The 24,600-nt window shown below is 75.2% G+C and carries 22 protein-coding genes; 9 read left to right on the forward strand and 13 right to left on the reverse strand.

What is annotated here, in order from left to right:
• Positions 1–67 precede the first annotated feature (67 nt).
• The gene (locus tag ACZ6TV_RS31925) at positions 68–454 is read right to left on the reverse strand and encodes a hypothetical protein (RefSeq protein ID WP_465301006.1); all 387 of its coding nucleotides are present in this window, start codon (positions 452–454) and stop codon (positions 68–70) included.
• A gap of 235 nt (positions 455–689) precedes the next feature.
• Between ACZ6TV_RS31925 and ACZ6TV_RS31930 the strand changes: the two genes are divergently transcribed.
• Positions 690–1,028 (forward strand): hypothetical protein, encoded by a 339-nt coding sequence (locus ACZ6TV_RS31930; protein WP_465301007.1) that lies wholly within the window; start codon positions 690–692, stop codon positions 1,026–1,028.
• A gap of 139 nt (positions 1,029–1,167) precedes the next feature.
• Here ACZ6TV_RS31930 and ACZ6TV_RS31935 read toward each other — a convergent pair whose 3' ends face one another.
• The 6 genes from ACZ6TV_RS31935 to ACZ6TV_RS31960 all read right to left on the reverse strand — a co-directional run bounded on the left by ACZ6TV_RS31935 (position 1,168) and on the right by ACZ6TV_RS31960 (position 7,662).
• The gene (locus tag ACZ6TV_RS31935; protein ID WP_465301008.1) at positions 1,168–2,847 is read right to left on the reverse strand and encodes a copper resistance CopC/CopD family protein; all 1,680 of its coding nucleotides are present in this window, start codon (positions 2,845–2,847) and stop codon (positions 1,168–1,170) included.
• Positions 2,844–3,404, reverse strand: coding sequence for a vitamin K epoxide reductase family protein (locus ACZ6TV_RS31940; protein ID WP_465301009.1), 561 nt, complete (start codon positions 3,402–3,404; stop codon positions 2,844–2,846). The genes ACZ6TV_RS31935 and ACZ6TV_RS31940 overlap by 4 nt, the downstream gene beginning before the upstream one ends.
• Positions 3,404–4,048, reverse strand: a complete 645-nt coding sequence (locus ACZ6TV_RS31945) for a DsbA family protein (protein WP_465301103.1) — start codon at positions 4,046–4,048, stop codon at positions 3,404–3,406. The genes ACZ6TV_RS31940 and ACZ6TV_RS31945 overlap by 1 nt, the downstream gene beginning before the upstream one ends.
• 101 nt (positions 4,049–4,149) lie before the next feature.
• Positions 4,150–6,246: a bifunctional copper resistance protein CopD/cytochrome c oxidase assembly protein gene (locus ACZ6TV_RS31950; protein ID WP_465301010.1), complete on the reverse strand. Its 2,097-nt coding sequence runs from the start codon at positions 6,244–6,246 to the stop codon at positions 4,150–4,152.
• Positions 6,247–6,253: 7 nt separating this feature from the next.
• A complete protein-coding gene (locus ACZ6TV_RS31955; protein WP_465301011.1) occupies positions 6,254–6,952 on the reverse strand; it encodes a YcnI family protein in 699 nt (232 codons plus the stop codon).
• Between the two features lie 29 nt (positions 6,953–6,981).
• Positions 6,982–7,662 carry a copper resistance CopC family protein gene (locus ACZ6TV_RS31960; RefSeq protein WP_465301012.1) on the reverse strand — a complete coding sequence of 227 codons (681 nt, stop codon included), beginning with the start codon at positions 7,660–7,662 and terminating at the stop codon, positions 6,982–6,984.
• A gap of 228 nt (positions 7,663–7,890) precedes the next feature.
• Here ACZ6TV_RS31960 and ACZ6TV_RS31965 point away from each other — a divergent pair, with 228 nt between their 5' ends.
• Positions 7,891–8,781, forward strand: a complete 891-nt coding sequence (locus ACZ6TV_RS31965; RefSeq protein ID WP_465301013.1) for a cation diffusion facilitator family transporter — start codon at positions 7,891–7,893, stop codon at positions 8,779–8,781.
• Between the two features lie 17 nt (positions 8,782–8,798).
• Here the strand turns inward: ACZ6TV_RS31965 and ACZ6TV_RS31970 are convergent, their stop codons facing one another.
• On the reverse strand, positions 8,799–9,032 hold the full coding sequence (locus ACZ6TV_RS31970; RefSeq protein ID WP_465301014.1) for a DUF4229 domain-containing protein: 234 nt from the start codon (positions 9,030–9,032) through the stop codon (positions 8,799–8,801).
• Positions 9,033–9,365: 333 nt separating this feature from the next.
• On the opposite strand from ACZ6TV_RS31970, the gene ACZ6TV_RS31975 reads away from it, so the two are divergent.
• Together ACZ6TV_RS31975 and ACZ6TV_RS31980 are read left to right on the forward strand one after the other, a co-directional pair.
• Positions 9,366–10,262 carry a cation diffusion facilitator family transporter gene (locus ACZ6TV_RS31975; protein WP_465301015.1) on the forward strand — a complete coding sequence of 299 codons (897 nt, stop codon included), beginning with the start codon at positions 9,366–9,368 and terminating at the stop codon, positions 10,260–10,262.
• Between the two features lie 152 nt (positions 10,263–10,414).
• Entirely contained in the window at positions 10,415–10,747 is a 333-nt protein-coding gene (locus ACZ6TV_RS31980; RefSeq protein ID WP_465301016.1) for an ArsR/SmtB family transcription factor, read from the forward strand.
• Here ACZ6TV_RS31980 and ACZ6TV_RS31985 read toward each other — a convergent pair.
• The 4 genes from ACZ6TV_RS31985 to ACZ6TV_RS32000 all read right to left on the reverse strand — a co-directional run bounded on the left by ACZ6TV_RS31985 (position 10,717) and on the right by ACZ6TV_RS32000 (position 13,904).
• Positions 10,717–11,991 carry an acyltransferase family protein gene (locus ACZ6TV_RS31985; RefSeq protein ID WP_465301017.1) on the reverse strand — a complete coding sequence of 425 codons (1,275 nt, stop codon included), beginning with the start codon at positions 11,989–11,991 and terminating at the stop codon, positions 10,717–10,719. The genes ACZ6TV_RS31980 and ACZ6TV_RS31985 overlap by 31 nt on opposite strands.
• Positions 11,992–12,047: 56 nt before the next feature.
• Positions 12,048–12,398 carry a hypothetical protein gene (locus ACZ6TV_RS31990; protein WP_465301018.1) on the reverse strand — a complete coding sequence of 117 codons (351 nt, stop codon included), beginning with the start codon at positions 12,396–12,398 and terminating at the stop codon, positions 12,048–12,050.
• Between the two features lie 89 nt (positions 12,399–12,487).
• Entirely contained in the window at positions 12,488–13,231 is a 744-nt protein-coding gene (locus ACZ6TV_RS31995; protein WP_465301019.1) for a HupE/UreJ family protein, read from the reverse strand.
• 67 nt (positions 13,232–13,298) lie between these two features.
• Positions 13,299–13,904, reverse strand: a complete 606-nt coding sequence (locus tag ACZ6TV_RS32000; RefSeq protein ID WP_465301020.1) for a hypothetical protein — start codon at positions 13,902–13,904, stop codon at positions 13,299–13,301.
• 258 nt (positions 13,905–14,162) lie between these two features.
• On the opposite strand from ACZ6TV_RS32000, the gene ACZ6TV_RS32005 reads away from it, so the two are divergent.
• Positions 14,163–16,073: a sensor histidine kinase gene (locus ACZ6TV_RS32005; RefSeq protein ID WP_465301021.1), complete on the forward strand. Its 1,911-nt coding sequence runs from the start codon at positions 14,163–14,165 to the stop codon at positions 16,071–16,073.
• Positions 16,074–16,125: 52 nt separating this feature from the next.
• Here the strand turns inward: ACZ6TV_RS32005 and ACZ6TV_RS32010 are convergent, their stop codons facing one another.
• Positions 16,126–16,917: a M23 family metallopeptidase gene (locus ACZ6TV_RS32010; RefSeq protein WP_465301022.1), complete on the reverse strand. Its 792-nt coding sequence runs from the start codon at positions 16,915–16,917 to the stop codon at positions 16,126–16,128.
• Positions 16,918–16,994: 77 nt separating this feature from the next.
• Here ACZ6TV_RS32010 and ACZ6TV_RS32015 point away from each other — a divergent pair, with 77 nt between their 5' ends.
• The 4 genes from ACZ6TV_RS32015 (at position 16,995) to ACZ6TV_RS32030 (ending at position 24,589) form a co-directional block, all read left to right on the forward strand.
• Positions 16,995–18,434 carry a TIGR02710 family CRISPR-associated CARF protein gene (locus ACZ6TV_RS32015; protein WP_465301023.1) on the forward strand — a complete coding sequence of 480 codons (1,440 nt, stop codon included), beginning with the start codon at positions 16,995–16,997 and terminating at the stop codon, positions 18,432–18,434.
• Positions 18,431–21,718, forward strand: a complete 3,288-nt coding sequence (locus tag ACZ6TV_RS32020; RefSeq protein ID WP_465301024.1) for a DEAD/DEAH box helicase — start codon at positions 18,431–18,433, stop codon at positions 21,716–21,718. The genes ACZ6TV_RS32015 and ACZ6TV_RS32020 overlap by 4 nt, the downstream gene beginning before the upstream one ends.
• Positions 21,715–22,887 (forward strand): hypothetical protein, encoded by a 1,173-nt coding sequence (locus ACZ6TV_RS32025; RefSeq protein WP_465301025.1) that lies wholly within the window; start codon positions 21,715–21,717, stop codon positions 22,885–22,887. Before ACZ6TV_RS32020 ends, ACZ6TV_RS32025 begins: the two co-directional genes overlap by 4 nt.
• A 136-nt stretch (positions 22,888–23,023) precedes the next feature.
• The gene (locus ACZ6TV_RS32030) at positions 23,024–24,589 is read left to right on the forward strand and encodes a phospholipase D-like domain-containing protein (RefSeq protein ID WP_465301026.1); all 1,566 of its coding nucleotides are present in this window, start codon (positions 23,024–23,026) and stop codon (positions 24,587–24,589) included.
• Positions 24,590–24,600: the final 11 nt, after the last annotated feature.

Genomic DNA, 24,600 nt, shown 5'->3' on the forward strand with positions numbered 1-24,600 from the left:
GGGGCGTGTCCTCCGCCTGACGGCGGTCGACACGCCCCGGTGGCGCCTGTGCGGGGGTGGCCGCGGGTCAGTGCCCGGCGATGGCGGGGCCGTGATCGCCGGTGGAGATCTGGGTGCCCTGGGCGAAGGAGGACTCGAACTGGGCGCGCAGGGCCTCGATGCTGGAGAACTCCGAGGCGTGCGACTGCTCGCTGCCCTCGGCGGCGAAGACGCTGTTGGTCTCGGCCTCGTCGTGGCTGTAGCTGGTGTAGTCGGTGGACTCGTAGCGGGAGCCGTCGGCGCCCTCGTACTCGACGTGCTTGCCGGTCTCGAAGTCGGTGGACTCCGCCGACGCGCTGTCCTGGCTGTAGACGCCGAAGTCGGACTGGTAGTCCTGCTCGCTGCCGGCCTCCGTGTGCAGCTGCTCGACGTCGCCGGACTCGTACCCGGTCTCGAACTCGCCGTACTCACTCATCGCGGTGTTCCTTCCACTTGGTGGTGTCGTTGTCGTCCGTGCCGATGGGCAGAACACTACTAGGCTGACTAGTAGGATCGAATCCCCGAATCGTGCCACCGCTGTACCTGCGCCTGCCCGGCTACTACAGCTGGTAGGAGGTGTTGGTACCGTGGTGGCTCGCGGCCGATCAGGGGGTGCCCGGTGGGAGACTTCTTCGCGGGGGGTCGCCGCGGGCGGCCCCCTGCTGGCGGGCATGGCGGTGGCGCTGCTGGCCGGGCTGGTGAGCTTCCTGTCGCCGTGCGTGCTGCCGCCGTGCGTGCTGTCGCTGGCCACGGTGGAGGCGACGGCCGGCCGGGGGCTGCTGCTCGCCGCGGCGTACTGCGCCGGGCTCGGCCTGCCGTTCCTCGCCGTCGCGGTCGGCCTGCGGCGCGGGCTGGCCTTCATCACCGCGACCCGGCCCTACCGCCGGGCCGTCAACGTGGCCGGCGGGGTGCTGCTGACGGCGGTCGGTCTCGCGCTGCTGACCGGCGCGTGGTCCGACTTCGTCCTCTGGCTGCGCACGACCGTCGGGCCCGGCGCCGTCGGCATCTGACGGGCGCTGTCACGCGGCGCGAGCCCCTGAGCGAGACGGGACCCGCGCCGCGTCGAGCCGGGTCAACAGCGACCACACCAAAGGTCCCCGGCTCGCGCCCAGACTACTATCACGCCTAGTAGATAGTCGAGATGCCGGCCTACGCGCCGACCGGGATGCGGGCGGTGACCGTCGCCTGGTTGATGTCGTCGACACGCACGGTGACGCGCATGTCCCAGGTACCGGCGGCGGGGAAGGCGACCTGTCCGCTGGCGTGGTCGGGGGTGAGCCCCACCAGCGGCACCGTGATCGGCTCGACCTCCTTCGACGGCAGCGCGACCGTCGCCTTCCACTCCACGACCTTGAGCGGCGCGCTGCCGTCGGGTCTGCGGGCGTACAGGTGGACGGTGTTGATCCCGGTCCTGGCCGGTGCGACGTCGACGACGACCTGGAACAGGCTGCTGCTGACCTTGACCTCGACGGGCCGGCCGGGCTGCCCGGCGGCGGCCTCGACGCTGCGCGCCGGGGTCGTCTGCACCAGCACGGACGTCACACCGAGGACGAGCACGACGACGCCGACCTCGACGAGGACCCCGATCCGCAGCCGCCGGCGCACCGCGGCGCCGGCCGTCTCGTCGTCGTCCGCGTCCCCGGTGTCCGCCGGGTAGTGGCGGTTGGTGACGTTCCGCGCGTACGCGGCGGCCGCGAGGATGACGGCGAAGAGGCCGGCCTTGACGAGGACCAGCTGCCCGTACAGGGTGCCGGTGAGCGCGCCGAGGGTGCCGACCTCGACGAGGGCCTGGGCGGCGCCGGCCAGGACGAGCACGGTGACGGCGAGCAGCGCCCAGCCGGACCAGACCGGCATGATGACGCCGATCTCGCGGTCGTCGGCGTGGCGGAGGAGGAACCCGAACAGCATGACCAGGCCGCCGGCCCAGACGGCCATCGCCGCGAGGTGCGCCGCGTCGGCGACGACGGTGAGCGCCGGGACCGGGGAGGCGCTCGGGTGCCCTGACAGCGGCCAGGTGGCGGCGCCGACGACCCCGAGCCCGATCAGCAGCGCCCGGTCGAGCCTTCCCGCGCGCAGGCCGGCGACCGGCCGCAGGAGCAGCACGACCGCGGCGACGGCGGCGACACGGACCAGGTGGGCCGCCCCGTAGGTGCTGCCGAGCACGTCACCGGCGCCGGCGGTGGTCGCGCCGAGGAGGCCGCCGCCGGAGGTGTACGGGACCTGCAGGTACAGCTCCAGCAGGGCGCTGAGCGCGACGAGTCCGGCGCCGGACAGCGCGGCGCGGACCGGGCCGGTGGTGGGCAGCCGGGCCGGCCACAGCGTGAGGAGGACGAGCGCCGGCCCGACGAGCAGGATCAGGCCCAGGCAGCCGATCCAGCGCGCGGCCGACATGGCGTTCTTCACCAGCGGGTCGGTCCGCACGTCGGCGCCCGCGTCGTCGGTGGGGGTGGCGGAGACCTCGCCGTAGGAGAAGGCGAAGCCGCCGCTGATCGGGTGGTTGTCGGCGGAGATGACCCGGTAGCTGACCAGGTACGTGCCGCGGGGTCCGGCGCCGCGCAGCGGGATGACGAGGTCGGCGCCGCGGGCCGTGGCCCTGTCGGCGTCGAGGCGGCCGCCGTCCGGCGCGATGACCCTGACCTTGCCGGCGACCGGCCGGACCGGCTCGGTGAACGTGACGACGACCTCGCCGGGCAGCGCGTCGACGACGACGTCCGCGGTCGGGGTCGAGCCGACCAGCGTCGCGTGCGCGGCCGCCGGGGCGGCCGGCAGCGCGAGGACGGCGAGCACCCCGAGCAGCACCGCGACCAGCAGCGGCCGGGTGGTCGTCACAGCAACGTCCTCCAGTAGTCGCGGAACTCGGCGCCGATCAACGCGGTCAGCAGCAGGAGCCAGGCGGTGAGGACCGTGCTGTGGTACCGCGCGGCGGCGGCGAACGGCCGTCCGCGGAGGTTGTGCAGCGTCACGTACCAGAAGACGGCGATCGTGACGACCCAGACGAGCATGCAGTACGGGCACAGGGCGCCGATGCGGTAGACGCTCTGCGCGAACAGCCAGTGCACGAACAGCACGCCGGCGACGGCGCCCGCCTGCAGCCCGAGCCACCACCAGCGGGGCAGGACGGCCCCGGCGAGGACGGCGACGCCGGTGGTGACGACCACGGTGAACCCGACGAGGCCGAGCAGCGGGTTCGGGAACCCGAAGACCCCGGCCTGGTCGCTGGCCATGATCGAGCCGCAGGACAGGAGCGGGTTGACGCTGCACGTGGGCCGGTACGCCGGATCCTGCAGCAGCCGGACCTTCTCCACCGTGAGCACGAACGCCGCGGCCAGCCCGAGCGCGCCGGCGACCGTGAGCAGCCAGCCGAGCCTGCGGGTGTGGACGGGCATCAGCCGGCGGCCGCGAGGGCGTCGTCGACGGCCTTCTTCAGGTTGGCGTACGTCGGGGACGCGCGCAGCTGCTCGCCGTTGAGGAAGAACGTCGGGGTGCCCCGCACGCCGAGGTCGGTGCCGTCGGCCTTGTCGCGGCCGACGCGGGCGGCGGTCTCCGGCGCGGCGACGTCGGCACGGTAGCGGGTCATGTCGAGGCCGAGCTGTTCGGCGTGGCCGGCGAACGTGTCCGCGTGCGAGGTGCGTGCCTCGCCCCACTCCTTCTGGGTGTCGAACAGCTTGGCGTACATGGCCTCGAACCTGCCCTGTCTCGCCGCGGCCTCGGCCGCCAGCGCGGCGTTCTGGGCGTTGGTGTGGCCGGGCAGCGGGAAGTACCGCACCACGTAGGTGATCCTCCCGGCGTACTCCTCGCGGAGCCGCTCGACCGACGGGTAGGCGGCGCCGCACGACTCGCACTCGAAGTCCAGGAACTCCACGAGGGTGACCTTCCCGTCGGCGGCGACGTCGAGGCGGTGGCTGTCCTCGCGCACGAGGCGGGGGTCGGTCGCGCCGGCGGGCGGCTCGGCCTCGCTGCCGGTGCCGTCGACGAGGAGGAACGCGCCGGCGGCGACCACGGCGGCGACGACGAGGGTGACGGTCAGCATCAGGTTGCCGTTCTGCCACCACCTGCCCGCCGGCCGCCGGGCGGGTGCGGTGCGCCGGGCCGGCGCGTTGAACGCGGTGGTGCGGGGGCTGGGCTTCTTGGTCATCGGCGGGAGGCTCCCTCGTCGGTGGCGTCGCCGGTACGTCCAGCGGACGTGCGGGCGGCTCCGGGTCGTGCCGCGGCGGCCCAGGCGGCCAGCTGGCGGTTGTAGGCGGCGAGGGCGTGGTCCTCGCCGGCGGCCTCGGCCCGGTCGATGGCCCGGTCGACGCGGCGCGCCTCGCGCTGGTCGGTGCGCCACCACTGGGCGAGGAGCACGAGCGCGACGGCGGCGGTCGGGAGCTCACCGAACGACCAGGCGATCCCGCCGCCGAGCTGCTGGTCCTGCAGCGGTGCCGGGCCCCAGGGCCGGGCGAGGGCGGTGTACCAGCCGGCGGCGAGCACGGTCGTGGACTGCTGCACCGCGAGCCCGAAGATGGCGTGCAGGGCCATCGCGGCGAACAGCAGCACCATCCGCAGCGGGAACGGTGCGGGACGGCGGCCCGGGTCGACGCCGATCAGGGTGTGGAAGAAGAGGTAGCCGGCGACGAGGAAGTGCGCCTGCATGGCCAGGTGCGCGGCGTGGGAGCGCAGCGCGAGCTCGAACAGGCCGGTGAAGTACAGCCCGTACAGGCTGCTCACGTAGACCGCGAGCGCGACGAGCGGATGGCTGAGCAGCGCGGCGGGGCGGCTGTGCAGGGCGGCGGTGAGCCACTCCCGGGGGCCGGGCCAGCTGCTCCCGTGGCCGGGGCGCAGGGCGCGCAGCGCCAGGCTCACGGGCGCGCCGAGGACCAGCAGGATGGGGGCGAGCATGCTCAACGCCATGTGCACCACCATGTGCGCGCTGAACAGCACCGGCGCGTAGCGGGCCAGCCCGGAGCTGGTGACGATGACCACGACGGTCCAGCCGGCGGTCCACACGACGAGGCGGTGGACCGGCCAGGCGCCGCCGCGCCGCCGCAGCCGCCACCACCCGGCCGCGTAGCTGCCGGCGGCGACCAGTGCGACCGTCAGCATGAGGGGCTCGACCAGCCACTGCGTCAGCAGCCGCCCGGCGGACACCGGGCCGGGCATCGGGAAGCCCAGCAGCGTCTGGGCGAGCGTCTCCTCGCCGCCGTCCGCGGGCGGCGGCGTCCGGGACAGGGCCACCGCGAGCCCGAACGCCGCGGCGAGGACGGCCACCTCGACGACCGCGATCCGCCGGAACGTCCCGGGCCGGCCGCCGGCCAGGGCCGGGATGCTGACCCGCCGGTGCCACGCGGCGAGGCACACGACGAGCACCACAGCGACGATCTTGATGGTGATGAGCCGCCCGTACGCGCTGCCCCACAGCTCGTCGGGGTGCCGCAGGCGGGTCAGGGCGTTGAGCGATCCGGCGGCGACCACGAGCGGCAGGCACCAGGCGGCGAGGACGGAGAACCTGCGCACCGCCAGGTGCCGGTCGGCGGTCCCGCGGTGGCGGAGCAGGAGCAGCGCGGTGAGCCCGCCGAGCCAGGCGGCCGCGGCGACGCTGTGCAGGACCAGCGACGACACGGCGAGCTGATGGTTGCCGGACGAGGCCGCGTGCCCGGCGAACGCGGGCGCCGCGAGCCCCGCCACGGCCACCGCGGCCAGGGGCACCACCGTGCGCACCTCGAGGGCGGCGCGGGCGGCGACCGCGATGACCGCCGCGGCGGCCGCGCTCACCAGCATCGCCCGGCCCTGCACGAGGTCGAGCAGGAAGCTCACCGCCGCCCGGCCGCGCAGGACGTCGCCGGCCGGCACGGCGAGGAGGTCCGACACGGTGAACACGGCGAGCGCGGCGACCGCCACCAGCCATCCGGCCGCGGCCAGCGACGCCAGCCGGGTGGCGTGGAACCCGGCGGCGGACAGCGACATCCGGCGCCCCCGCTGAGTCTGCCGGGACTGCTGGGCCCGCTCGCGGTCGACCGGCGCGAGGCAGACGGCGGCGAGCAGCAGCCCGAGCGTCGCCGCCGCGCCCACGTCGGCGAGCACCCGGGCGATCGGCAGTCCCCACGCGGTCACCGGCCCGGCCACCCGCAGCCCCGGCAGCGCCGTCGCGTCGGTGCCCCCGCCGGCGTACACCGCGCCCGCCGCCGCGACGACCCCGGCCACGACCGGCACCGCGACCGCCGCGCGCCGCCTCGTGACGTCCTTCACCACGACCGGGTCACTCCGGTCGTGGGTGCGCGGTGCGGCGGGCGCCGGCGACGGTCAGTACCAGCGCCGCGAACGCGACGGCGAGCGCCGCCGCCGACAGGGCGACCGGCAGCGGGCCGGTGCCCGGGGACCCGGGCGTGGCGGGTGCCGCGGCCGGGGGAGCGCTGCCGGGCGCGGCGCGGGTCAGGCGCAGGACCGGCGCCGGGTCGCCGGGCTCCTGACCGCCGGTCGGCTCCTCGATCCAGCGGGAGACCTCGCCGTCGGAGTAGGTCTGCAGCGCCTTGAACACGATGGTGTCGGCGTCGGGCAGCGGGCCGGCGGACAGTTCGAAGTCCTCGAAGTAGCCGGGCCTGATACCGCCGCCGGCCGCCGCGGTCCAGGTCACCTTCGTGACGGCCGCGGTGAGCCGGCCGTCCGGGGTGTCGACCGGCTGGGGGAGCGGGGCCCGTTCGGTGCTGGCGGTCCAGCCGGGGACGGCCTTGAGCGCGACGGCCGCGATCGGGGTCGCCGTGGGCATGACCAGCTCGAGCTTGACGGTGCTGGCGGTGTCGCTCTCGTTGGGCACGCGGAACGTCAGCCGGGCGGTCGTGCCCGGGACCGCGTCCGCGGCGGTGACGCTGACGTGTGCGGCGGCGGCGCCGGGCAGCAGGACCACCGCGGCGGTGACGGCGACGGCGACGGCGATCGGCAGCCGCATGACGGTGAACATGTGCGTCCATACCTCCGGTAGGGCGGCGGTCAGGTGGCGTCCGGCGATCCGGCGGGTGCCGGTCCGCCCGGTGGACCGGGCCGGCGGCGCCGCGGCCAGAAGGCGAGCGCGGCGGCGACCGCGATGAGCCCGCCGAGCAGCCCGGCGACGAACGCGACGCCCCACGGCTGGACCGGCTCCTGGGCCGCGGCCGCGGCAGGGGACGTGCCGGCGGCGGTCGTGGGTGCCGCGCCTGCGCCGGCCGGGGTCTGCGCCGGGCTCTGTGCCGGGGACGGGCCGCTGCCGGCCGCCGCCGGCGACGCGGCCGGGACCGCGGTCACCGTGAAGGTGATCCGTCCTTGGACCGGGTGCCCGTCGGTGGAGATGACGCGGTACGTGACGCTGACCGCACCGGCCGCGGTCGCCGCCCGCAAGGGCTGGGTGAGGGCGGTCCCGGCGCCGGTCGGGGCCCCCGCGACCAGGTCGGCGCCCGCGGCGTCGACCACCACCACCTGCGCCATGGCGGCGTTCGGCGCCTCGCGGAAGGTCATCGTGATCGACGCCGGGCTGGTGGGCAGGCTGGCGCCCTCGGCCGGGGTGCTGCCGCGCAGCGCGTTGTGCGCCCAGGCGGGCGACACCGTCGTGACCAGGGCCGTGACGACGCTCACCACCGTCAGCGCCGCGCCCGCCCGCCACCGGATCCGCCTCCGCGCCCGCGTGTCCGCCCTCACCGCACCCGTTCCTTCCCCTGGCATGACTCCTACGTCACGTAGTCGTTCGCCGGCCCAGGAAAGTTCCCGGCGGGTGCGACTCGGCCCACGCCGGCATCACTACTACGAAGCAGCATAGTAGCTAGCGGTGCCTTGACGCGTCTCCAGAGATGCATATTAGTATGCGCATGTCGGCATGTAATGTGGGGAGGCGATCCGATGGGCCATGGACACGATCACGACCGCCGGGTGACGGCGACCGGCCGGCACCGGGCCGCGCTCGCGGGCGCGCTCGCCGTCTCGGTGGCGATCTTCGCCGTCGAGGTCGCCGGCGCGCTGGTCACGGGCAGTCTCGCGCTGCTCGCCGACGCCGGCCACGTCCTCGCCGACGCGGGCGGGGTGGCCCTGGCCCTCGGCGCGACGCTGCTCGCCGCCCGCCCGGCGACGGGCCGCCGCACGTTCGGCTGGGCGCGCGCGGAGATCCTCGCGGCCGCGGTCAACGGCCTGGTCCTCGCCGGCATGGGGGTCTACGTGTTCGTCGAGGGCGCCCGCCGGCTGTTCGAGCCGTCCGCGGTCGAGCCCGGGGGCATGGCGCTTTTCGGGGCCGTCGGCCTGGCCGGCAACCTCGCCGGCGTCGCCCTGCTGTGGCGGGCCCGCAACGCGAGCCTCAACATGCGGGGCGCGTTCCTCGAGGTCGCCACCGACACCGCGACCTCGGTCGGGGTCCTCGTCGCGGCCGCCGTGATCGCGGCGACCGGGTTCACCCGCGCCGACGCGATCGTGTCGGTGCTGATCGGTCTCGTCATCGCCCCGCGCGCGGTCCGGCTGCTGCGCGAGGCGGTGAACGTGCTGCTGGAGGCGACCCCGCCCGGCATCGACCTGGACCTGATCCGCCGGCACGTCGTCGAGCTCGACCACGTCCTGGGCGTGCACGACCTGCACGTGCACGCCGTCACCTCCGGCCTGCCGGTGCTCAGCGCCCACGTCGTCGTGCGCGACGGGTGCTTCCAGGACGGGCACGCCCCGCGGCTGCTCGACGCGCTCCAGTCATGCGTGGCCGACCACTTCGACGTGGCCCACTCGACCTTCCAGCTGGAGCCGGCCGGCCACGCCGGCCATGAGCACCCCGCCCACCCGTGACCGGGCGGTCCGGCGGCCTATCCGGCCTGCCGGCTCCCGCGCTCCTGCCTGCGCTGGACGCGGTCCTGCACGTCGGCGGTCACCTGGGTGCGGAGGCGGCGCAGGACGAAGACCGACAGGACCATGCTCACGACGAACGCGACGGCGAGCCGGACCACCGGGTCGAGCTCGACCGGCAGCACGAACATGAGGCCTGCCACGGCGATGAACAGCACGAGTCGTGCGGTGAGCAGCTTTGCTACGGAGCCCATCGGACGACTGTAGCGCCAGGCGCCGCACCACCGGCGCGCGCCGCGGGGCACGTGGCGAGGATCTACTAAGAAGCATAGTATTGCAGCGCCGGCGCCGGTGCTGTCCCGCGCCGCACGGCTGGTGCGCTTCGCGGCCCCGGAGTTTCGTCGCTGTGACCCCGGGGTCGGGTGCCGGCCGATGCCCGCTCCCGGTCCACCCATCTCCCCGGACCGGGGGCCGGCATGAACGCCGCGCCGGGCCGGGTGACGAACGTCGGCCCGGCGCGGCCCCGGGAGCACCCGGGCGCCCGGCCGGCGTTGTCGTGTGCGTACATGAGCACATATTATGCGGGCATGAGCGGTGAGCACGACCATGAGCACGGGCACGACCACGCGCACGGCCCGGTGGCCTCCCGCCTGGCGGCGGGGTGGCATCGCGCCAGGCACCTGCTGACGCCGCACTCGCACGACGCCGCGGACAAGGTCGACAGCGCGCTGGAGTCCTCCAGGGAGGGGATCCGCGCGCTGTGGATCTCGCTGCTCGTCCTCGGCGCCACCGCGGGCCTGCAGGTCGTGGTCGTGCTGGTGTCAGGTTCGGTCGCGCTGCTCGGCGACACGCTGCACAACCTCGCCGACGCGCTCACCGCCGTGCCGCTCGGCGTGGCGTTCGTCGTCGGGAGAAGGGCCGCCGACCGGCGGTACACCTACGGCTACGGCCGCGCGGAGGACCTCGCCGGCATCCTCATCGTGCTCACCATCGCCGCGTCGGCGGCCTTCGCCGGCTACGAGGCCGTCGACCGGCTGCTCAACCCCGCCGGCGTGACGCACCTGCCCTGGGTGGCCGCCGCGGGGGTCATCGGCTTCGCGGGCAACGAGGTCGTCGCCCGGCTCCGCATCCGCACCGGCCGGAGGATCGGCTCCGCGGCGCTGGTCGCGGACGGCCTGCACGCCCGCACCGACGGGTTCACCTCCCTGGCGGTCCTGCTCGGCGCCGGCGGCGTCGCCCTCGGCTGGCGCTGGGCCGACCCGGTCGTCGGCCTGGCCATCACGGCCGCGATCCTGATCGTGCTCAAGGACGCGGCGCGCGAGGTGTACCGCAGGCTGATGGACGCCGTCGACCCCGCGCTGGTCGACACCGCCGAGGAGGTCATCGCCGGTACGCCCGGCGTGCGGCGGGTCCCCGCGCTGCGGATGCGCTGGGTCGGTCACCGACTCCACGCGGAGGCCGACGTCGTGTCGCGGACACCCTGACGGTCGTCGAGGCGCACGGGATCGCCCTGGCGGCCGAGCACCGGCTGCTGCACGCCGTGCCCAGGCTCACCGCGGTCACCATCCACACCGACCCCGACACCGCCGACGCGCACGCCGCCGTCGCCCACCACCGGTAGGTACACTGCGTGCTCGTGCCTGCACCTGACCATCCCATGCCGACCGATGCGCAGGTCGGCGTGGCCGTGACGGCGCTGCGGATGCTCGCCGACCCGACCCGCCTGCGGCTGCTGTGGGTGTTGCGCGACGGCGAGCTGGACGTGGGCACGCTGGCCGCGGCGGTCGGCGCCGCCCGCCCCGCGGTGTCGCAGCACCTGGCCAAGCTCCTCCTCGCCGGCCTGGTGCACACCCGCCGGGACGGCCGGCGCGTGCTGTACCGGGCGGCCGGCGGGCACGTCCGCCGGCTCGTGACCGAGGTGTTCCACGCGGCCGACCATCATCTGACCGGGGCGCCCGAGCACGACTGACGGCGCCGGTGCCGCAGCTGCTTCAGCGCCAGGGCGCGGCGCTCGACGAGATGCCACGACGCGTAGGCGACGGCGCCGGTGACCACCAGGCTGAGCACCGTGTACGGCAGGTAGCCCCAGCGGTTGCCGCCGAACGTCGCCAGGAGCTGCTGGACGACGAAGCCGTAGATGTAGACGCCGTAGGAGTAGTCGTTGACGGCAGCGACCCGGCGCAGCCGCCGGGGTGCCCGGACCGCCGCCCACACCAGCAGGTAGGCGAGGGCCGGGAAGCCGGCGACGAAGAACCCGCCGAGCAGCAGCGACCCGGTGAGGACGGCGAGGCAGGCGACTGCGAGGCCGTCGTGGACGGGGACGCGGTCGCGGTACAGCTCGATCGTGGCGCCGGTCAGGAACAGCGCGCCGAGGTAGATCAGCCACTGCACGGAGACGCTGCCGATCAGCGGCGCGACGACCGCCGCGTAATGCTCGGCCGGCGGGCCGGCCAGTCGGCGGCCGCGGATCTGGTCGGCGAGGACGAAGCCGTACAGCACGACGGCGAGCAGCGGGACGAGCCACCGGACCCGGCGCAGCACGGCGGTGACGGCGAGCACGGCGACGGCGGCGTAGCAGGCGCTCTCGTAGACCAGCGACCACAGCGCGCCGTTGAAGACGCTGGTGCCGCCGACCTCACGCCCCCAGGGGGTTTCGGCGAGCAGGTCCTGGATGCCGTACTGGCGCACACCGGTGAACCAGTTGCCGGCGACGTACCGCAGCGGCCCCTTCGGCCCGTCCCAGAACCCGGCGAGGGTGCCCCGCTCGTGCAGCGCGACGACCGGCGCGGCGACGAACGCGGTGACGAGCAGGCACACCCACAGGCCGGGCAGGATGCGCAGCGCGCGGTGCCAGAGGAACCGGCCCACGCCTGTGTGCGCGGCGGAGCGGGTGATGAGCAGCCCGGACAGGACGAAGAAGCCGAAGACCGCGAGGGTGCCGACGTTGGTCTGCCCCTGGAACAGGCTCTGCCCGAGGTCCTCCCAGCCGAAGCCGAGGGAGGTGGCGTGGGCGGCGACGACCGCGGCGGCGAGGCCGAGCCGGACGGCGCCGATGCCGTTGTCGCGCCCGTTCCACCGCTCGGCGAGGCTGCCGTGGGCGAGCCGGTGTCCACGCGGCGGGAGGTCCTGCGTGTGGTCGTCGGTGTCGGTGTCGGTGTGGGTTTCGGTGCCGGGGGCATGGTTCGGCGGCCGCCGGTCGGCGGTTGCGGGCATGTGGGAGCTCCAGGTGTGTGGCGCCGGTCAGGACACGTCGCGAGCGTCGCGCCGGCCTAGATCCGCCATACCTGCAGGAGCGCCTGTGGAGGTTGGCCGGGGTCACGGACCGGGACCGGGACCGCGCCCGGCGCGGGTCCGGCGGCGACCGTGGTGACGGTCGCGGTGCCACCGGTCAGCTGCGGCTGCTGCGGGCCGGCGAGCGCTCCGGCGGTGTGCAGCACGGCGTGGTGGTGCTCGTGGGAGTGCTCGCCGGCCGCGTCGTGGTGGTCGTGCCCGGCCGCTGCCGACTGGCCGGCCGGGTGCCCGAGCCGCAGATGGGTGGCCTGCGCCTGGGCCACGGGCGTGAGCAGCAGCGAGGTGAGGAGCAGGACGACGAGCCCGGCCCGTGCCACCCATCGCCGCATACCCCGGATGATGGCAGCCCGCCGGGCCGTGGCGGTGTCGCGAACCTGCCACGGCCCGAAGTGTTCACCCGGACGGAACACCGTGTTGCCTATCGCGCCGGCGGTGCGTCGACCCGTTCGCCGCCGGCGTGCGCCCCGGCCGCGACGGGTGCGGGGCGGCCGGCCCGGTCGGCGACGACGAGGACCGCGGCGAGGACGCCGAGCACGATGATCGCGGTGGAGGCGACCCGCTGGGCCCGCTCGGAGGTGAACCGGGCCGGCAGGTAGCTCGCGATGAGCATGACGGCGACGAGCGCGATGACCTGGCCGCCCTCGATGCCGATGTTGAACGCGACGATGCGGGTCAGGCTGCCGGTGCCGTGCACGTCGATGTCCTGCAGGCGGGTGGCCAGGCCGAGACCGTGGACGAGACCGAAGCCGAGGACCGCCCCGCCGAACAGCCGCCGGTGCAGCGGCGTCCTCGGCCGGGCGAGGAGGGCGACGGCGCCGACGAAGACGACGCTGAGGCCGATGACGAGGTCGACCTTCACCGGGCTGACCCGCCACTCGGTGATGGCGGCGGTGATGAGCGTGACGCTGTGCCCGAGCGCGAACAGCGACACGAGCGCGGCTGCGCGGCGGACGGTGCCGGCGATGAGCGCGACGCCGGCGACGAAGAGCAGGTGGTCCCAGCCGAGCAGCATGTGGGTGACGCCGAGCCAGACGAACTCGGGGACGGATCTGCCGGCGGCGTCGCCGACGCCGTGCGCGGACGCGGCGGCGGGCAGGAGCAGGAGCAGGGTCAGGGCGGCGCCGAGCACGGTGGTGCCCCGGCGCAGGGCAGGTGGACGCATGTGCAGCCTCTCGCGGTGTTCCGGGCACGGCGAAGCGACACCCGGCGGGCGTTGGGAACGGAAGGAATCAGGTTCCCGACGCGGGCGGGGCGCGGCCCGCCACCCGGAGCATCGACCAGATCGACCCGCCGCCGGCGCTGCCGCACCCGGCGAGGGCCGGCAGGGCGGGCAGCTCGAAGCCCTGCGGGGCGACCGCCGCCGCGGCGAGGCAGATCCGCTCGACGGCGCCGCGCCAGACCAGTGCGGCGATCACACCGGCGGCGCCGTGCACCGCGAGGCCGAGCAGCAGCACGATCGGCGGCGGCACCACGTGCGTGTCGGAGGCCGCCCACGCGCCGGTCTCGGCGGCGAGGAACGCCCCGGTCGACCACAGCCCGGCGGTGCGGGCCAGCCGCCGCTTGTGCACCGCCGGCAGGCGTCCACCGGAGGCGAACGCCGCGGCGGTCACCGCGAGCAGCGACGCCGCGGTGAGCGCGAGCGCCACGACGACGGCGGCGAGCTCGGCGGCGTGGACGTGGGAGACCCCGTCGGCCATCCCGTGCGCCGCCGCGTGCCGGTGCGCGAGCACCCGCGACGTGACCAGGTGCGCGGTGCTCCAGCCGAGCCCGCCGGAGGAGACCGCGGAGACGGCGACGAGCGCCCGTCCCGCATGCCGCTGGTCCGTCGCACCCACCTCCCGCGCTCGTCCGGCCGCCGTCATCGTACGGTCTCGCCGGCGGCGCCCGACGCAGCCTTTCGGCCGGAATCCACCTGACCGGGCGCGGTGCGTCTCCCGGCACCTGCGTCCCCCGGGCGGATGAGGTTTTCGAGGTGGGAGGTCACCCGCATCGGGTGGTGTTGACCGTCGTCAGCAAGGCGAACGGTCGGACGTGTGCACGTCGGACCGGCACGGCACGGCCCGGGCCCAGGACCTCGCCGACCGGGAGGCCGTATGACGGTGACCAGCGTCGTCCGGCGCCGGCTCATGGCGTGGTTGCTGCCGACCCCGCCGCCGCCGATCACCGTCGGCATCGCCGTCGCCGCGGTCGCCGTCATCGTCGAGACGGTCGTGGTCGGGGTGCTGCACGCCGCCCACCCGCAGGGGCAGCCGAGCGCCGCCGTGTACATGCTCGGCGTGGTGGCGTTGACGATCGTGTGGGGCGCCCGGCTGGGTCTCGGTGTCGCGGCGGCCAGCACGCTGGTGTTCAACTTCGTCCACATCCCGCCGGGCGGGCTGCACCTGAACGCGGCGCAGGACCTCCAGCGGGCCGTGATCTTCGGGATTCTGGCGCTGGCCAGCGGCGGGCTGGCCGACCTCGCCCGGGAACGCGCGCTGGAGGCGCAGGAGCGGGCGGACGAGGCGGACATCGTCGCCGAGGTCGCCCACCGCGTCCTCGGGGAGGACGACGTGGCGTCCGGGCTCCGGGCCGGGTCGCGGTGCCTGGCGGCCCGGCTCGGCCTGCCCGGCGCGTCGATCGAGGTCGGGGACGCGCCGGGCCCGCACGAGGTCGCCGGCGCGATCGTGCTCACGGCCGGCGGCGAGCACCGCCTGCTGCGGCTCGTCGTCCCGGACGACACCCCGCCGGCGACGCTGGACCGGCTCCGCGACCGGCTGTGCCCGGCGCTGGAGGAGACCGTCCGCACCGCCGTGGACCGGCAGGAGCTCATCGCCACCCTGCGGGCCAGCCAGCGGGCGACCCAGGCGCTGCTGGCCGAGCAGGCGGCACTGCGGCGGGTGGCCACGATGGTCGCCACGGGCGGGTCGCCGGGGCAGGTGTTCGCGGCGGTGACGGCCGAGCTGCACCGCCTGTTCCGGGGGTTCCACACCGCGCTGCTGCGGTACGAGCCGGACCAGACCGTCACGGCGGTCTCGGAACGGGACAAGGGCGGGCGGCTGCTGCCCGAATACCCGAGCCTGCCCATCGCGGGCGAGAACATCGTCGGCATGATCCTGCGCACCCGCCGCACGGCGCGGATCGACTACCGCGCCGCCACCGGGCCGATCGCCGCGGAGCTGCGGGCCCGCGGCTTCCACCACGGCCTCGGCGTGCCGATCGTGGTCGACGGTGAGCTCTGGGGCGTCACCCTGGTCCTGTCCTCCACGACGGAGCCGGTGCCCGCCGACGCCGAGCGACGCCTGCACGCCTTCACCGAGCTGGTCGCCACCACCATCGCGAACACCGAGAACCGCGGCCGCCTCGTCGCCTCCCGCGGCCGGCTGGTCGCCGCGGCGGACGAGGCACGGCGCCGCATCGAACGGGACCTCCACGACGGGCCGCAGCAGCGCATCGTCGCGCTCGCCCTGCGGCTGCGCATGGCCGAGGACCCGGCGCCGGACGACCCGCGGGCGGTGCGGCAGCTGCTGTCGGACACGGTCCGGAGCCTCACCGAGATCCACGAGAGCATGACCGACCTCGCCCGCGGCATCCACCCGGCCCTGCTGAGCCAGGGCGGGATCTGCCCGATGCTGCGCACGCTCGCCCGGCGCAGCGTCGTGCCCGTCGAGCTGCGGCTGCAGGTCCCGGACCGGCTTCCCGAGCGGGTGGAGGTGGGTGTCTACTACGTGGTCTCCGAGGCGCTGACCAACGTCGCCAAGCACGCCCAGGCGTCGGTGGCCACCGTCTCGGTGAGCGCGGACGCGGGGCGGGTCTGGCTGTCGGTCTGCGACGACGGTGTCGGCGGGACCAGGCCGGACAGCGGCACGGGCCTCGTGGGCCTGCGCGACCGGGTGGAGGCGCTGGGCGGCCGGTTCGGCGTCGTCAGCCCGCCGGCGCAGGGAACGACCCTGACCGCGGAGATCCCGCTCACCGGGCCGGACCCGTGCACCGCCGCGGAGTCGTTCCCGATGGTGCCCGCCGGCTGAGACCCGGGGACGCCCGGTGAGGCCCGGCACGCCGGAGCGTGCCGGGCGGCCGTCAGCAGCGTGGGACGCCGGGGATGAAGCCGTCGTAGCCGGTGAGGACGTAGGCGTCGGCGATGAAGCGGCCGGAGCCGATACGGTCCCAGATGTTGCTGGTGCCGTACGTGCCGTCGACGGTCGTGCCGGTGGTCTGGCAGGCGATCGTCACCCTCGTGCCGTCGGCGACCGTGTCGACGGGGGAGTAGTTGGTGCCCGGTCCGGACCGGACGGTCAGCGGCGTGCCGGACGTGTTCACCGTGCCGTTGCCGGAGCCGGACGAGCAGCCGTTGTCGCTGGTGTAGTTCTTCGTGCCCCAGTACAGCGCCTGCGTGCCGTTGAACTTGATCTTCACGGAGGTGCCGCCGGAGCGCTGCTCGTAGTGCAGGTGGGGGCCGGTCGAGCCGCCGGTGGTGCCGACGTAGCCGATGACCTGGCCGTACCGCACGGTCTGGCCGACGGACACGTTGAAGCGGCTCAGGTGGGCGTAGTAGGTGGTGTACCCGCCGCCGTGGTCGATCCGGACGTACTTGCCGTAGCTGGTGTTGCCGAGGTCCGTCACCCGGTCGACGGTGCCGGACGCGCTGGCCACGACGGGGTCGCCGTCGTCGTTGGTGCGGTTGAAGTCGATGGCGTTGGCGGGGCTGTGGTCGGAGCGGGTCTGCCCGGACCACACCTGGCCGCACGGGAACGGGACCTTGAACGTGGGTGCCGCGAGCGCGGCGGTCGCCGGGACGATCACGGCCGCGGCACCCACCAGGACGGCGAACGCGCGGATCATCGCGCGCCGGGACGGAAACAGTGTCACCATGCCCGCCACAATATCGCCAGATATCTATATTTTGCACTAGAGGCGCGGTGATCGCCGGGGTTCAGTATGGTCTTCGCATGGCTGCGGCGGAATCCACCGTCTTCGAAGCGCTCGCGATGCGGATGGAGCGGATCCGGCGGGGTGAGGAGGAATACGGGCCGGGCGGGGCGGTCCTGCAGGCCACCTCGTTCTACCTCGACCACCTCCTGCCCGAGGCGGTGCGGCGGGCCAGGTCGGTGAGCCGGCTGCCGGCGCGGAAGGTCGACCTGCTGATCAGCGTGTGCGGGTTCGCCGCGACGCCGACCGTGCTTACCTACGAGCTGCTGCGCCCGCGGCGGCTGCTGGTGCTGCGGTCGCAGGACGCCTCGGAGAGCGTCAACCTCATCGGCCGGCACCTGCTGGTGCCGGGGAAACTGGACTTCGAGTCGTTCCAGCACGAGACGGTCAACCCGACGGACCCGCTGGACATGTACGCGAAGATCAAGCGCTGGCTGGACGGGCAGCCCGACGGGCAGTACGCGGTCATCGACATCACCGGCGGGCGCAAGGTGATGAGCGCGGCGGCGGCCCTCGCGGCGTGGCAGCTCAACCTCGGCCTGACGTATGTGGAGAACCGGTTCGACGCGGCGACCCGGCGGCCGCTGCCCGGGCAGGACCGGCTCATCACGCTCGAGAACCCGACGGCGATGTTCGGCGAGCAGGAGATGCAGCGGGCCCTCGCCATGTTCCGGTCCGGCGCGTTCGAGGCGGCCCGCGCCAAGTACCAGGAGATCTGCGAGTCGATCGTCGAGCCCGGCGTGGCCCGGCTGATGCGGGACCTCTCGGCGCTGTACCGGGCCTGGTGCGACCTGGACCTGACCGCGCTGCCGGCCTGCGTGCCCGCGGTGCGGGCGAACCTGCGGCAGATGAGCGCCGGGACCAGGGCGACGCTGGAGGCGCAGCTGTCGTTCGCGGAGCGGCTGGCCGCGGGGGACGAAACGGCGTTCGTCGTGTGGTTCTACGTGCTGGGCCGGCACTACCAGCGGCTCGGCCGGCACGACTTCGCGGCGCTGCTGTACTACCGGACGATCGAGGCGTGCATGACGACCCGCCTGCGGCTGCGGTACCCGGGCTTCGACCCCGACGGCTGCGACTACACGCTCATCGGTGAGCCGCCGGAGGTCCGCGCCCGCTACCAGGCGGTGGGGCAGTCGCTGACCCCGCCGTCGCAGGGCACGCCGCCCGGGAAGCTGACGCTGTTCGCGGCGGCGCTGCTGCTCACGGCCGAGCGCGACGAGCTCGCCGGGAAGGTCGGGATGATCGGCGACCCGGCCAGGCTGGAGCGGCTGCGGGACCGGACCCTGGCGCGGAACAAGTCGGTGCTCGCACACGGCACCCAGCCGATCTCCGAGCGGCACACGGAGTCGCTGCGGGTGGAGGCCGCCGAGCTGCTGACCGGGTACTGGGGACTGCACGGCGACCCGGTCGAGCTGGAGGCGCTGCTGCGGCAGCTGACGTTCATCGGGACAGATCGTTGAGCGGCAGGCTCGCCCTCCCGCCCGCGTGGGCGGAGGAACGCTGCCGCGACGAGGCGCCGGAGCTGTTCGAGCCCAGCGGCGCCGAACGCATCCGGGTGCACCTGTCCCACCCGCGCGTGGCCGGGTGGATGGCGCAGTTCGAGCCCGACGACGTGCGCGCCGACCTGGCGGCCGGCTTCGTCGTCGAGCGGCGGGGCAGCGCCGCCGACCCGTTCTACCGGCTGGTCGGCGGGCGGTACACGGTCTTCGCCAAGCCCCGGTACGCCGAGAACAGCGGCGCCGAGATGGCGGCGGTCACCTCGGTCAAGCCGACGCAGGGCCCGCCGCGGACGCTGGCGGTGCGGCCGCGGTCGGTGGAGCTCCTGCCGTTCCGCAGCGAGCTGCCGTGCGACCTCGACGCGCTGGCGACCGCGTTCGAGCAGGGGCTGCAGCGGGTGCAGGCGCGCCGGGCGGCGCTGCACCGGGCCCGCGCCGGGCTCGCCGTCACCGCCGAACCGGCGCGGCCGCACACCGAGCTGCACGCCAAGGTCCGGCGGCGGTACCAGCCGCTGCGCCTGCTGCTGGAACTGCTGGAGCAGCGCAGTGACCTGGAGGGCACGGTCCGCGCCGGCGGGGTGACCGCGGGCAGCGGACCGGCCGACGGCGGCACCGTGCTGTGGATCCGGCCGGACCGTCCCGCCGCGGTCGTCGAGGGGCGCTTCGTCACGGTCGCCGGCGACGGCTGGCGGGCCGGTAACCTGCGGGTCCACGCGGTGGAGGACGACGGCGCGCTCATCGCTGTGTCGATGCCGGCCGACCGGCACGTCGAAGCGGGCGTCACCGTGCGGCTGGAGCAGCGGGGCAGGTTCGCGCTCGGCCGGCACAGCGTGGCGCTGGCGCAGTTCCTGGACGGCAACGTCGAGGGCGACTGGACGCACCTGGCGCAGCTGCTGACCGAGCCGCACGCGCTGCCGGTCGTGCCGATGCCCGCCCTGCCGCGGTACTTCGACACCGGCCTCGACACGGAGCAGCGCGCCGCGGTCGACGGCGCCGTCGGCACTCCGCACACCTTCCACATCCAGGGGCCGCCCGGCACCGGCAAGACCACGGTCATCACGGAGGTGGTGCGTCAGCTGCTCGCCCGCGGCGAGCGCGTCCTGCTGCTCGCGCCGATGCACGTCGCGGTCGACGAGGTGCTGTCCCGGATCGCGGACCAGCCGGGTGTCCTCGCTCTGCGCATCTCCTGGGACGAGGGACGGGTCGCCCCCGGCCTGCGCCGGTACCTGCCCGAGCAGGCCGGCCGCACCTACCTGCGGCAGGCCCGCCGGCCCGCGACGTCCCAGGCGGAGCGGTGGCGGTCCGAGATCGCCGGCTGTGCGGCCCAGCTGGAGGTCCTCCGGCGCCGGTTCGACGCGGAACGCCGCCACCACGCCGCGACCGGCACGCTTGCCGCCGCCGAGGACGAGCAGGGGCGGTTCCGGGACCGGCTGGCCGCCGCGGTGGCCGCGGCCGACACGGAGCTGCGCCAGGCCGACCAGGCGTTGCGGCAGATCAGCGGCCTGCTGCCCGCGGCCGTCGCACGGGAGGCGGACCTGCGCGCCCGGCGCGACGCGGTGCCGCTGCTGCGCCGGCTCTGGTCCGGGGTCCTCGACGCGTTCGGCACCACCGGCGAGGTGGCCCAGCTGTCCGCGGCCTGGCGGGCGGCGGACGGACACCGGCGGCGGCTGCTCGGCGACGGGGAGGCCTGGCTGCGCCGGCGGACCGCCGCCACGGCCCGGCTCGCTGCCCTGCACCAGGACCGCGGCAGCGGCGAGCGCCGGCACGAGGCCGCCGTCGCGGCGGGGCGGGCCGCGCTCGCCGCGGCGGGCACCGCGCTCGCCGCCGCCCGGGACGAGGTCCGCGGGCTCAACGGCCGCGACGCCGACGGCGACGAACTGCGCCGGTGGCACGACCACCTCCTCCGCGAGATCGACCGGCGGGAGCACCGCATCGCGCTGGAGCAGCGCTGGTTCGAGCTGTCCGGGCTCGGCGACGGCGCCGCCGACGCGCTGCTCGCCCAGGTCGGCACCGACCTGCGCAACTCGGCGAACCTCATCTGCTGCACGACCACCGGCATCAGCCGCGACCTCGGCGACGCCGACTTCGACACGCTCATCGTCGACGAGGCGAGCCGCGTCGTGGACAGCGAGTTCCTCATCGGCGCCCGCCGGGCCCGGCGCTGGGTGCTGGTCGGCGACGAGCGGCAGCTGCCGCCGTACGTCGAGGCCGCGGACGAGAACCACCTGCACGCCCTGAGCGCGCTGTCGCTGAGCGAGCGGGCCGCGCCTGACCAGGGCCCGGCCCGGCCGGGGCCGGGCCTCGACGAGGCCGTCGCGCGGCTCGGCGCGCTGTGGGTGGAGGAGGAGGCGCTGCACCAGTTCCGGGCCGACACGGTCCGGCGCACCGCCGAGCGGCTGCTCACCGGCGGCAGCTGGCGGGAGGCGTACCGCGCGACGTACGACACCGCCTGGACGCACCTGCGCGCGACCGGCGACGATCCGGAGCGGGACCTGCTGCGCGCCATGCTGGACCATCTCGTCCGCAGCCTGTTCGAGCGGACCGTCGAGCAGGTACCCGCCGGGCTGCGCGGGGCACTGCGGCAGCAGCGACGGATGATCGCACCCATCGCCGAGCTCGTGCGGCAGCCGGTCTACGGCGGCGCGTACGTCACCCCGGAGCCGTGCGGGATCGTGCCGCTGCCGTACGGCGGGACCCGCACCCCGGTCGTGTTCGTCGACACCTCCGCGGACGGGCCGAGGGCGAAGGAACGGCTTGTCGGCAACGGCTTCGTGAACGACCTGGAGACCAGGATCGTGGCCGACGTGTGCCGGTCCTGGGAGCGGCGGCTGCGCGACTCCGGCGGTGACCGTGTGACCGTGAGCGTGCTGACGTTCTACCGCGCGCAGGCCGGCGCCATCCGGGCCGCGCTCGGCGGCCCGAGCGCCGCCGAGTTCAAGCTCCTCGACTTCAAGGTGGTCGACGCGATCGACAAGATCCAGGGGCAGGAGAGCGACCTGGTGTTCCTGTCCTTCGGCCGGGCGTTCCTCGGCGGCGGCAGGCCGTCCGCCCGGTACGGGCGCTGGCTGCAGGACGTGCGCCGGCTCAACGTGGCCTGCACCCGGGCCCGCCGCTGCCTGGTCCTCGTCGGGCACGCGCCGACCCTGCGCCGGCTCAACGGCGTGCCGGCGGCCGAGGCGTTCTACCGCAACCTGTTCCACCTGCTGGACGGGGGCGGCGACTACAGCATGGTGAAGCAGGCGAAGTGACCGGCTACCGCCTGCTGGACCGGGCGCCGGAGCTCGCGCCCGGCACGGTCCTCACGCTGTCCGAGGTGCTGGTGCCGATGCGCTGGTGGCGGGGTGTCCAGCTGTACCGGCAGACCGCCGTGACGACGACCCCGCTGGAGCGCTTCACCGCCGAGCTGGCGTTGCGGATGGGCCGCGCCGATCCCGCCGAGTTCTTCCACATCACCGGCCTGCCCGCGGCGCTGCTGCCGGTCGCCGCCCGGCGCCTCGTGACCGGCGGCGCGCTGATCCCCTCGGGCGACGGGTTCGAGGTGGTCCGCCCGGTCGCCGAGCGGGTCGCGTCCACCGCCAGCCTGTACGAGCGGCGGCCGGAGCCGTTCGACATCGTGCTGCTGCCCCGGACCGGCGACCTCATCGCGTTCCCGCCCAAGGGTTCCTGGCTGCAGGCCGCCGAGAAGGCCCGTCCCCGCCCGGTGGGGCGGGCGCCGGTGCCGGCGCCGATCCGCGGCCGCGCCCTGGCCGACCTCGTGACCGAGCGGCTGGCGAGCGGTGGGGTGCCCGGGCTCGGGGACGACGTCGTCGCCGTCGTCGAACAGCCCGGCGAGCCGGTGCGCGTCGACGACGGCGGGGTGTGCCCGGTGTACCGCGCCTCCGCCGAACTGCACGCCGGCGACGGCGGCGCGCCCGTCCCCGTCCTGACGGTGCGCGGCCGCGGGAACCAGGCCGTCGACGTCCGGCTCCCCGGCGCGGACGGCCTGGTGCGGCAGTGGCTCGGCCCGGTCGACGCGCTCGACACGACCGCCGCCCGCGAGGCTGTGTGGAAGGACGCGACCGGCCGCGGCTCGCCGGTGCCCCGCGCCGAGCGGCTGCACGCCGGCCGGTGGCGGTGCTGGATCGACGGCGAGGACGCCGGGCTGCTCGCCGCCCGCCCGCGCAACCTCACCCTGCCCCTCGGCGTCGAGGTCAGCGGCGCGGAGTTCATCGCCGAGGTCGCCTTCGACCTGGTCGCGGCGGACGGGGTGGCGGCCGGCGCGATCGAACTGGACCGGGTGCTCAGCGCGGCCTCCCAGCCCGGCGCCGGTCTGACCGGCGTGCCGAGGTCCGCGGCCGCCCGGTCCCGTGGCTGGCAGCTGGGCCTGCACACCCTCGTGTACGCGCTGCGGGAGGCCGACGACTTCGCCTACGACTGACCCGCCCGACGGCGCGCAGCCCTGACGACCCGCCCGACGGCGCGCAGCCCTGACGACCCGCCCGGAGCCGCCGGGCCGTGACCGACCTGTCCTCGGGCGTGGAGCCCGTGACCGACCTGCCCGGAGGCGCGGAGCCATGACCGACCTTTCCGCGGGCGTGGAGCCCGTGACGGACCTGCCCGGGAGCGCGGACCGGCTGGACCTCGGCGCGCTGCGGGCGCCCGAAGGCTTCTTCCTCGACCGTCCCGTCACCGCGGTGCCGTTCACCGCCGCGCCGGACACGGATCCGTCGTACCGGCACCGTTTCACGTACCGGGGTTCGGACCGGTCGATCCGCCGGGCGGCCGTGGACCTGATCCGCGGCGCCAGGCGCAAGATCTTCCTCGCCAGCTTCCGCATCGGCGACCCGGAGATCTTCGACGCGCTGCTCGGCGCCGTCGACCGGCTGCACGGCGGCGTGTACGTGATCACCGCCCTCGACGACGCGACCCTGCGCCGCGGGCTCGCGGAGCTCGACGACGCCCCCGAGGCGGACATCGACGTCGCGGCCCAGAACAAGCAGTTCGACCGGCTGACCCGCCGGGGCATCGCCCTGCGCGGTCACGAGCAGTGCCACGCGAAGTTCCTCGTCGTCGACGACGAGCTGGCCCTGGTGTCGAGCGCCAACCTGGAGACGAGCGCGCTGGCCGACCAGCCGGGGCGGGGCAGGGACGCCACCGGTGAGAGCGGCGTGGTCCTGACCGACCCGGGCGACGTGCGGCGGCTGGGCCGGTTCTTCACCAGGCTCTGGTACGCCGGATGCACGTGGGAGGCATTGCCGGGCGCGGAGTACGCACTGCGCGTCCGCCCACCCGCCGAGTCCCCGGTCACCGTGACGGAGGCCCCCGGCCCGGTCGGTCCACTGTGGACCGACGGCGGCGAGCACGGCGTCCTGCGGGCGCTGCACGAGATCATCGGGCTGGCCCGGCACGAGCTGCTGCTCGCCACGTTCTCGCTGCAGGGCGTGCGCAGCCGGCCGGACATGCTGCTCGAGCCGCTGCGGCGGGCGATGACCGCGCACCCGCTGGACGTCAGGCTGCTGGTGCGGTCCCGCAACAACGTCGCCGGGCACCGGGCGGACACCGCGGCGCTCGCGGCGCTGGGTGTCCGGATCGCGGCGGACTCCCGTACCCATGCCAAGGCCGCCGTCGCCGACGGCCGGCACGGCGCGGTGTTCTCCAGCAACTTCGACGCCGCGCACGGGCTCTTCGACGGTGTCGAGGCCGGGGTCCGGCTCGACGGCCGGCCCGCGCTCGGCGAGGCGCGCCGCTACCTGCTGCACGCGATGGAACACGCGGACCGCGAGTTCTCGGCGGCGCCCACCGCCCGGCGGCTGGCCGACGGGCTGCACGCGGCGTGGCAGCGCCGGTGGCCGAAGGCCGCGCACTGGCAGGTCCTCGCCGGCGACGCGGACTGGGCGGCGCTGCTCGACGCGGCGCGCGACGGCCCGGTCCTGTGGGAGCGCGACGGCCGGCTCCGCCTGTACGTCGGCGACGCCACCGTCGAGGTCGGCGGCGGGAGCGGGGCGGACCGGCTGGTGGTCCGGCGCGGGGGAACGCCCGCGATCGAGCGGATGCTGCTCTGGTACGGCCGGCGCGGCGACCGGCCCGACGCGGTGCCCCGAGGGATCTGCCCGGCGGTGGTCGAACGGGTCGGCACCTGACGGGCGCGACG

The organism is Dactylosporangium sp. NPDC051087 (genome assembly GCF_055586325.1).

Excerpts from the sequence above, each read along its gene's own strand:
- ACZ6TV_RS31995 (WP_465301019.1), bottom strand. The coding sequence starts at position 13,231 with ATGCGTCCACCTGCCCTGCGCCGGGGCACCACCGTGCTCGGCGCCGCC.
- ACZ6TV_RS31990 (WP_465301018.1), bottom strand. The coding sequence starts at position 12,398 with ATGCGGCGATGGGTGGCACGGGCCGGGCTCGTCGTCCTGCTCCTCACC.
- ACZ6TV_RS31930 (WP_465301007.1), top strand. The coding sequence starts at position 690 with ATGGCGGTGGCGCTGCTGGCCGGGCTGGTGAGCTTCCTGTCGCCGTGC.
- ACZ6TV_RS31955 (WP_465301011.1), bottom strand. The coding sequence starts at position 6,952 with ATGTTCACCGTCATGCGGCTGCCGATCGCCGTCGCCGTCGCCGTCACC.
- ACZ6TV_RS32015 (WP_465301023.1), top strand. The coding sequence starts at position 16,995 with ATGGCTGCGGCGGAATCCACCGTCTTCGAAGCGCTCGCGATGCGGATG.
- ACZ6TV_RS31985 (WP_465301017.1), bottom strand. The coding sequence starts at position 11,991 with ATGCCCGCAACCGCCGACCGGCGGCCGCCGAACCATGCCCCCGGCACC.
- ACZ6TV_RS32010 (WP_465301022.1), bottom strand. The coding sequence starts at position 16,917 with ATGGTGACACTGTTTCCGTCCCGGCGCGCGATGATCCGCGCGTTCGCC.
- ACZ6TV_RS31925 (WP_465301006.1), bottom strand. The coding sequence starts at position 454 with ATGAGTGAGTACGGCGAGTTCGAGACCGGGTACGAGTCCGGCGACGTC.
- ACZ6TV_RS31945 (WP_465301103.1), bottom strand. The coding sequence starts at position 4,048 with ATGCTGACCGTCACCCTCGTCGTCGCCGCCGTGGTCGCCGCCGGCGCG.
- ACZ6TV_RS32030 (WP_465301026.1), top strand. The coding sequence starts at position 23,024 with ATGACCGACCTTTCCGCGGGCGTGGAGCCCGTGACGGACCTGCCCGGG.
- ACZ6TV_RS31970 (WP_465301014.1), bottom strand. The coding sequence starts at position 9,032 with ATGGGCTCCGTAGCAAAGCTGCTCACCGCACGACTCGTGCTGTTCATC.
- ACZ6TV_RS31940 (WP_465301009.1), bottom strand. The coding sequence starts at position 3,404 with ATGCCCGTCCACACCCGCAGGCTCGGCTGGCTGCTCACGGTCGCCGGC.
- ACZ6TV_RS31975 (WP_465301015.1), top strand. The coding sequence starts at position 9,366 with ATGAGCGGTGAGCACGACCATGAGCACGGGCACGACCACGCGCACGGC.
- ACZ6TV_RS32005 (WP_465301021.1), top strand. The coding sequence starts at position 14,163 with ATGACGGTGACCAGCGTCGTCCGGCGCCGGCTCATGGCGTGGTTGCTG.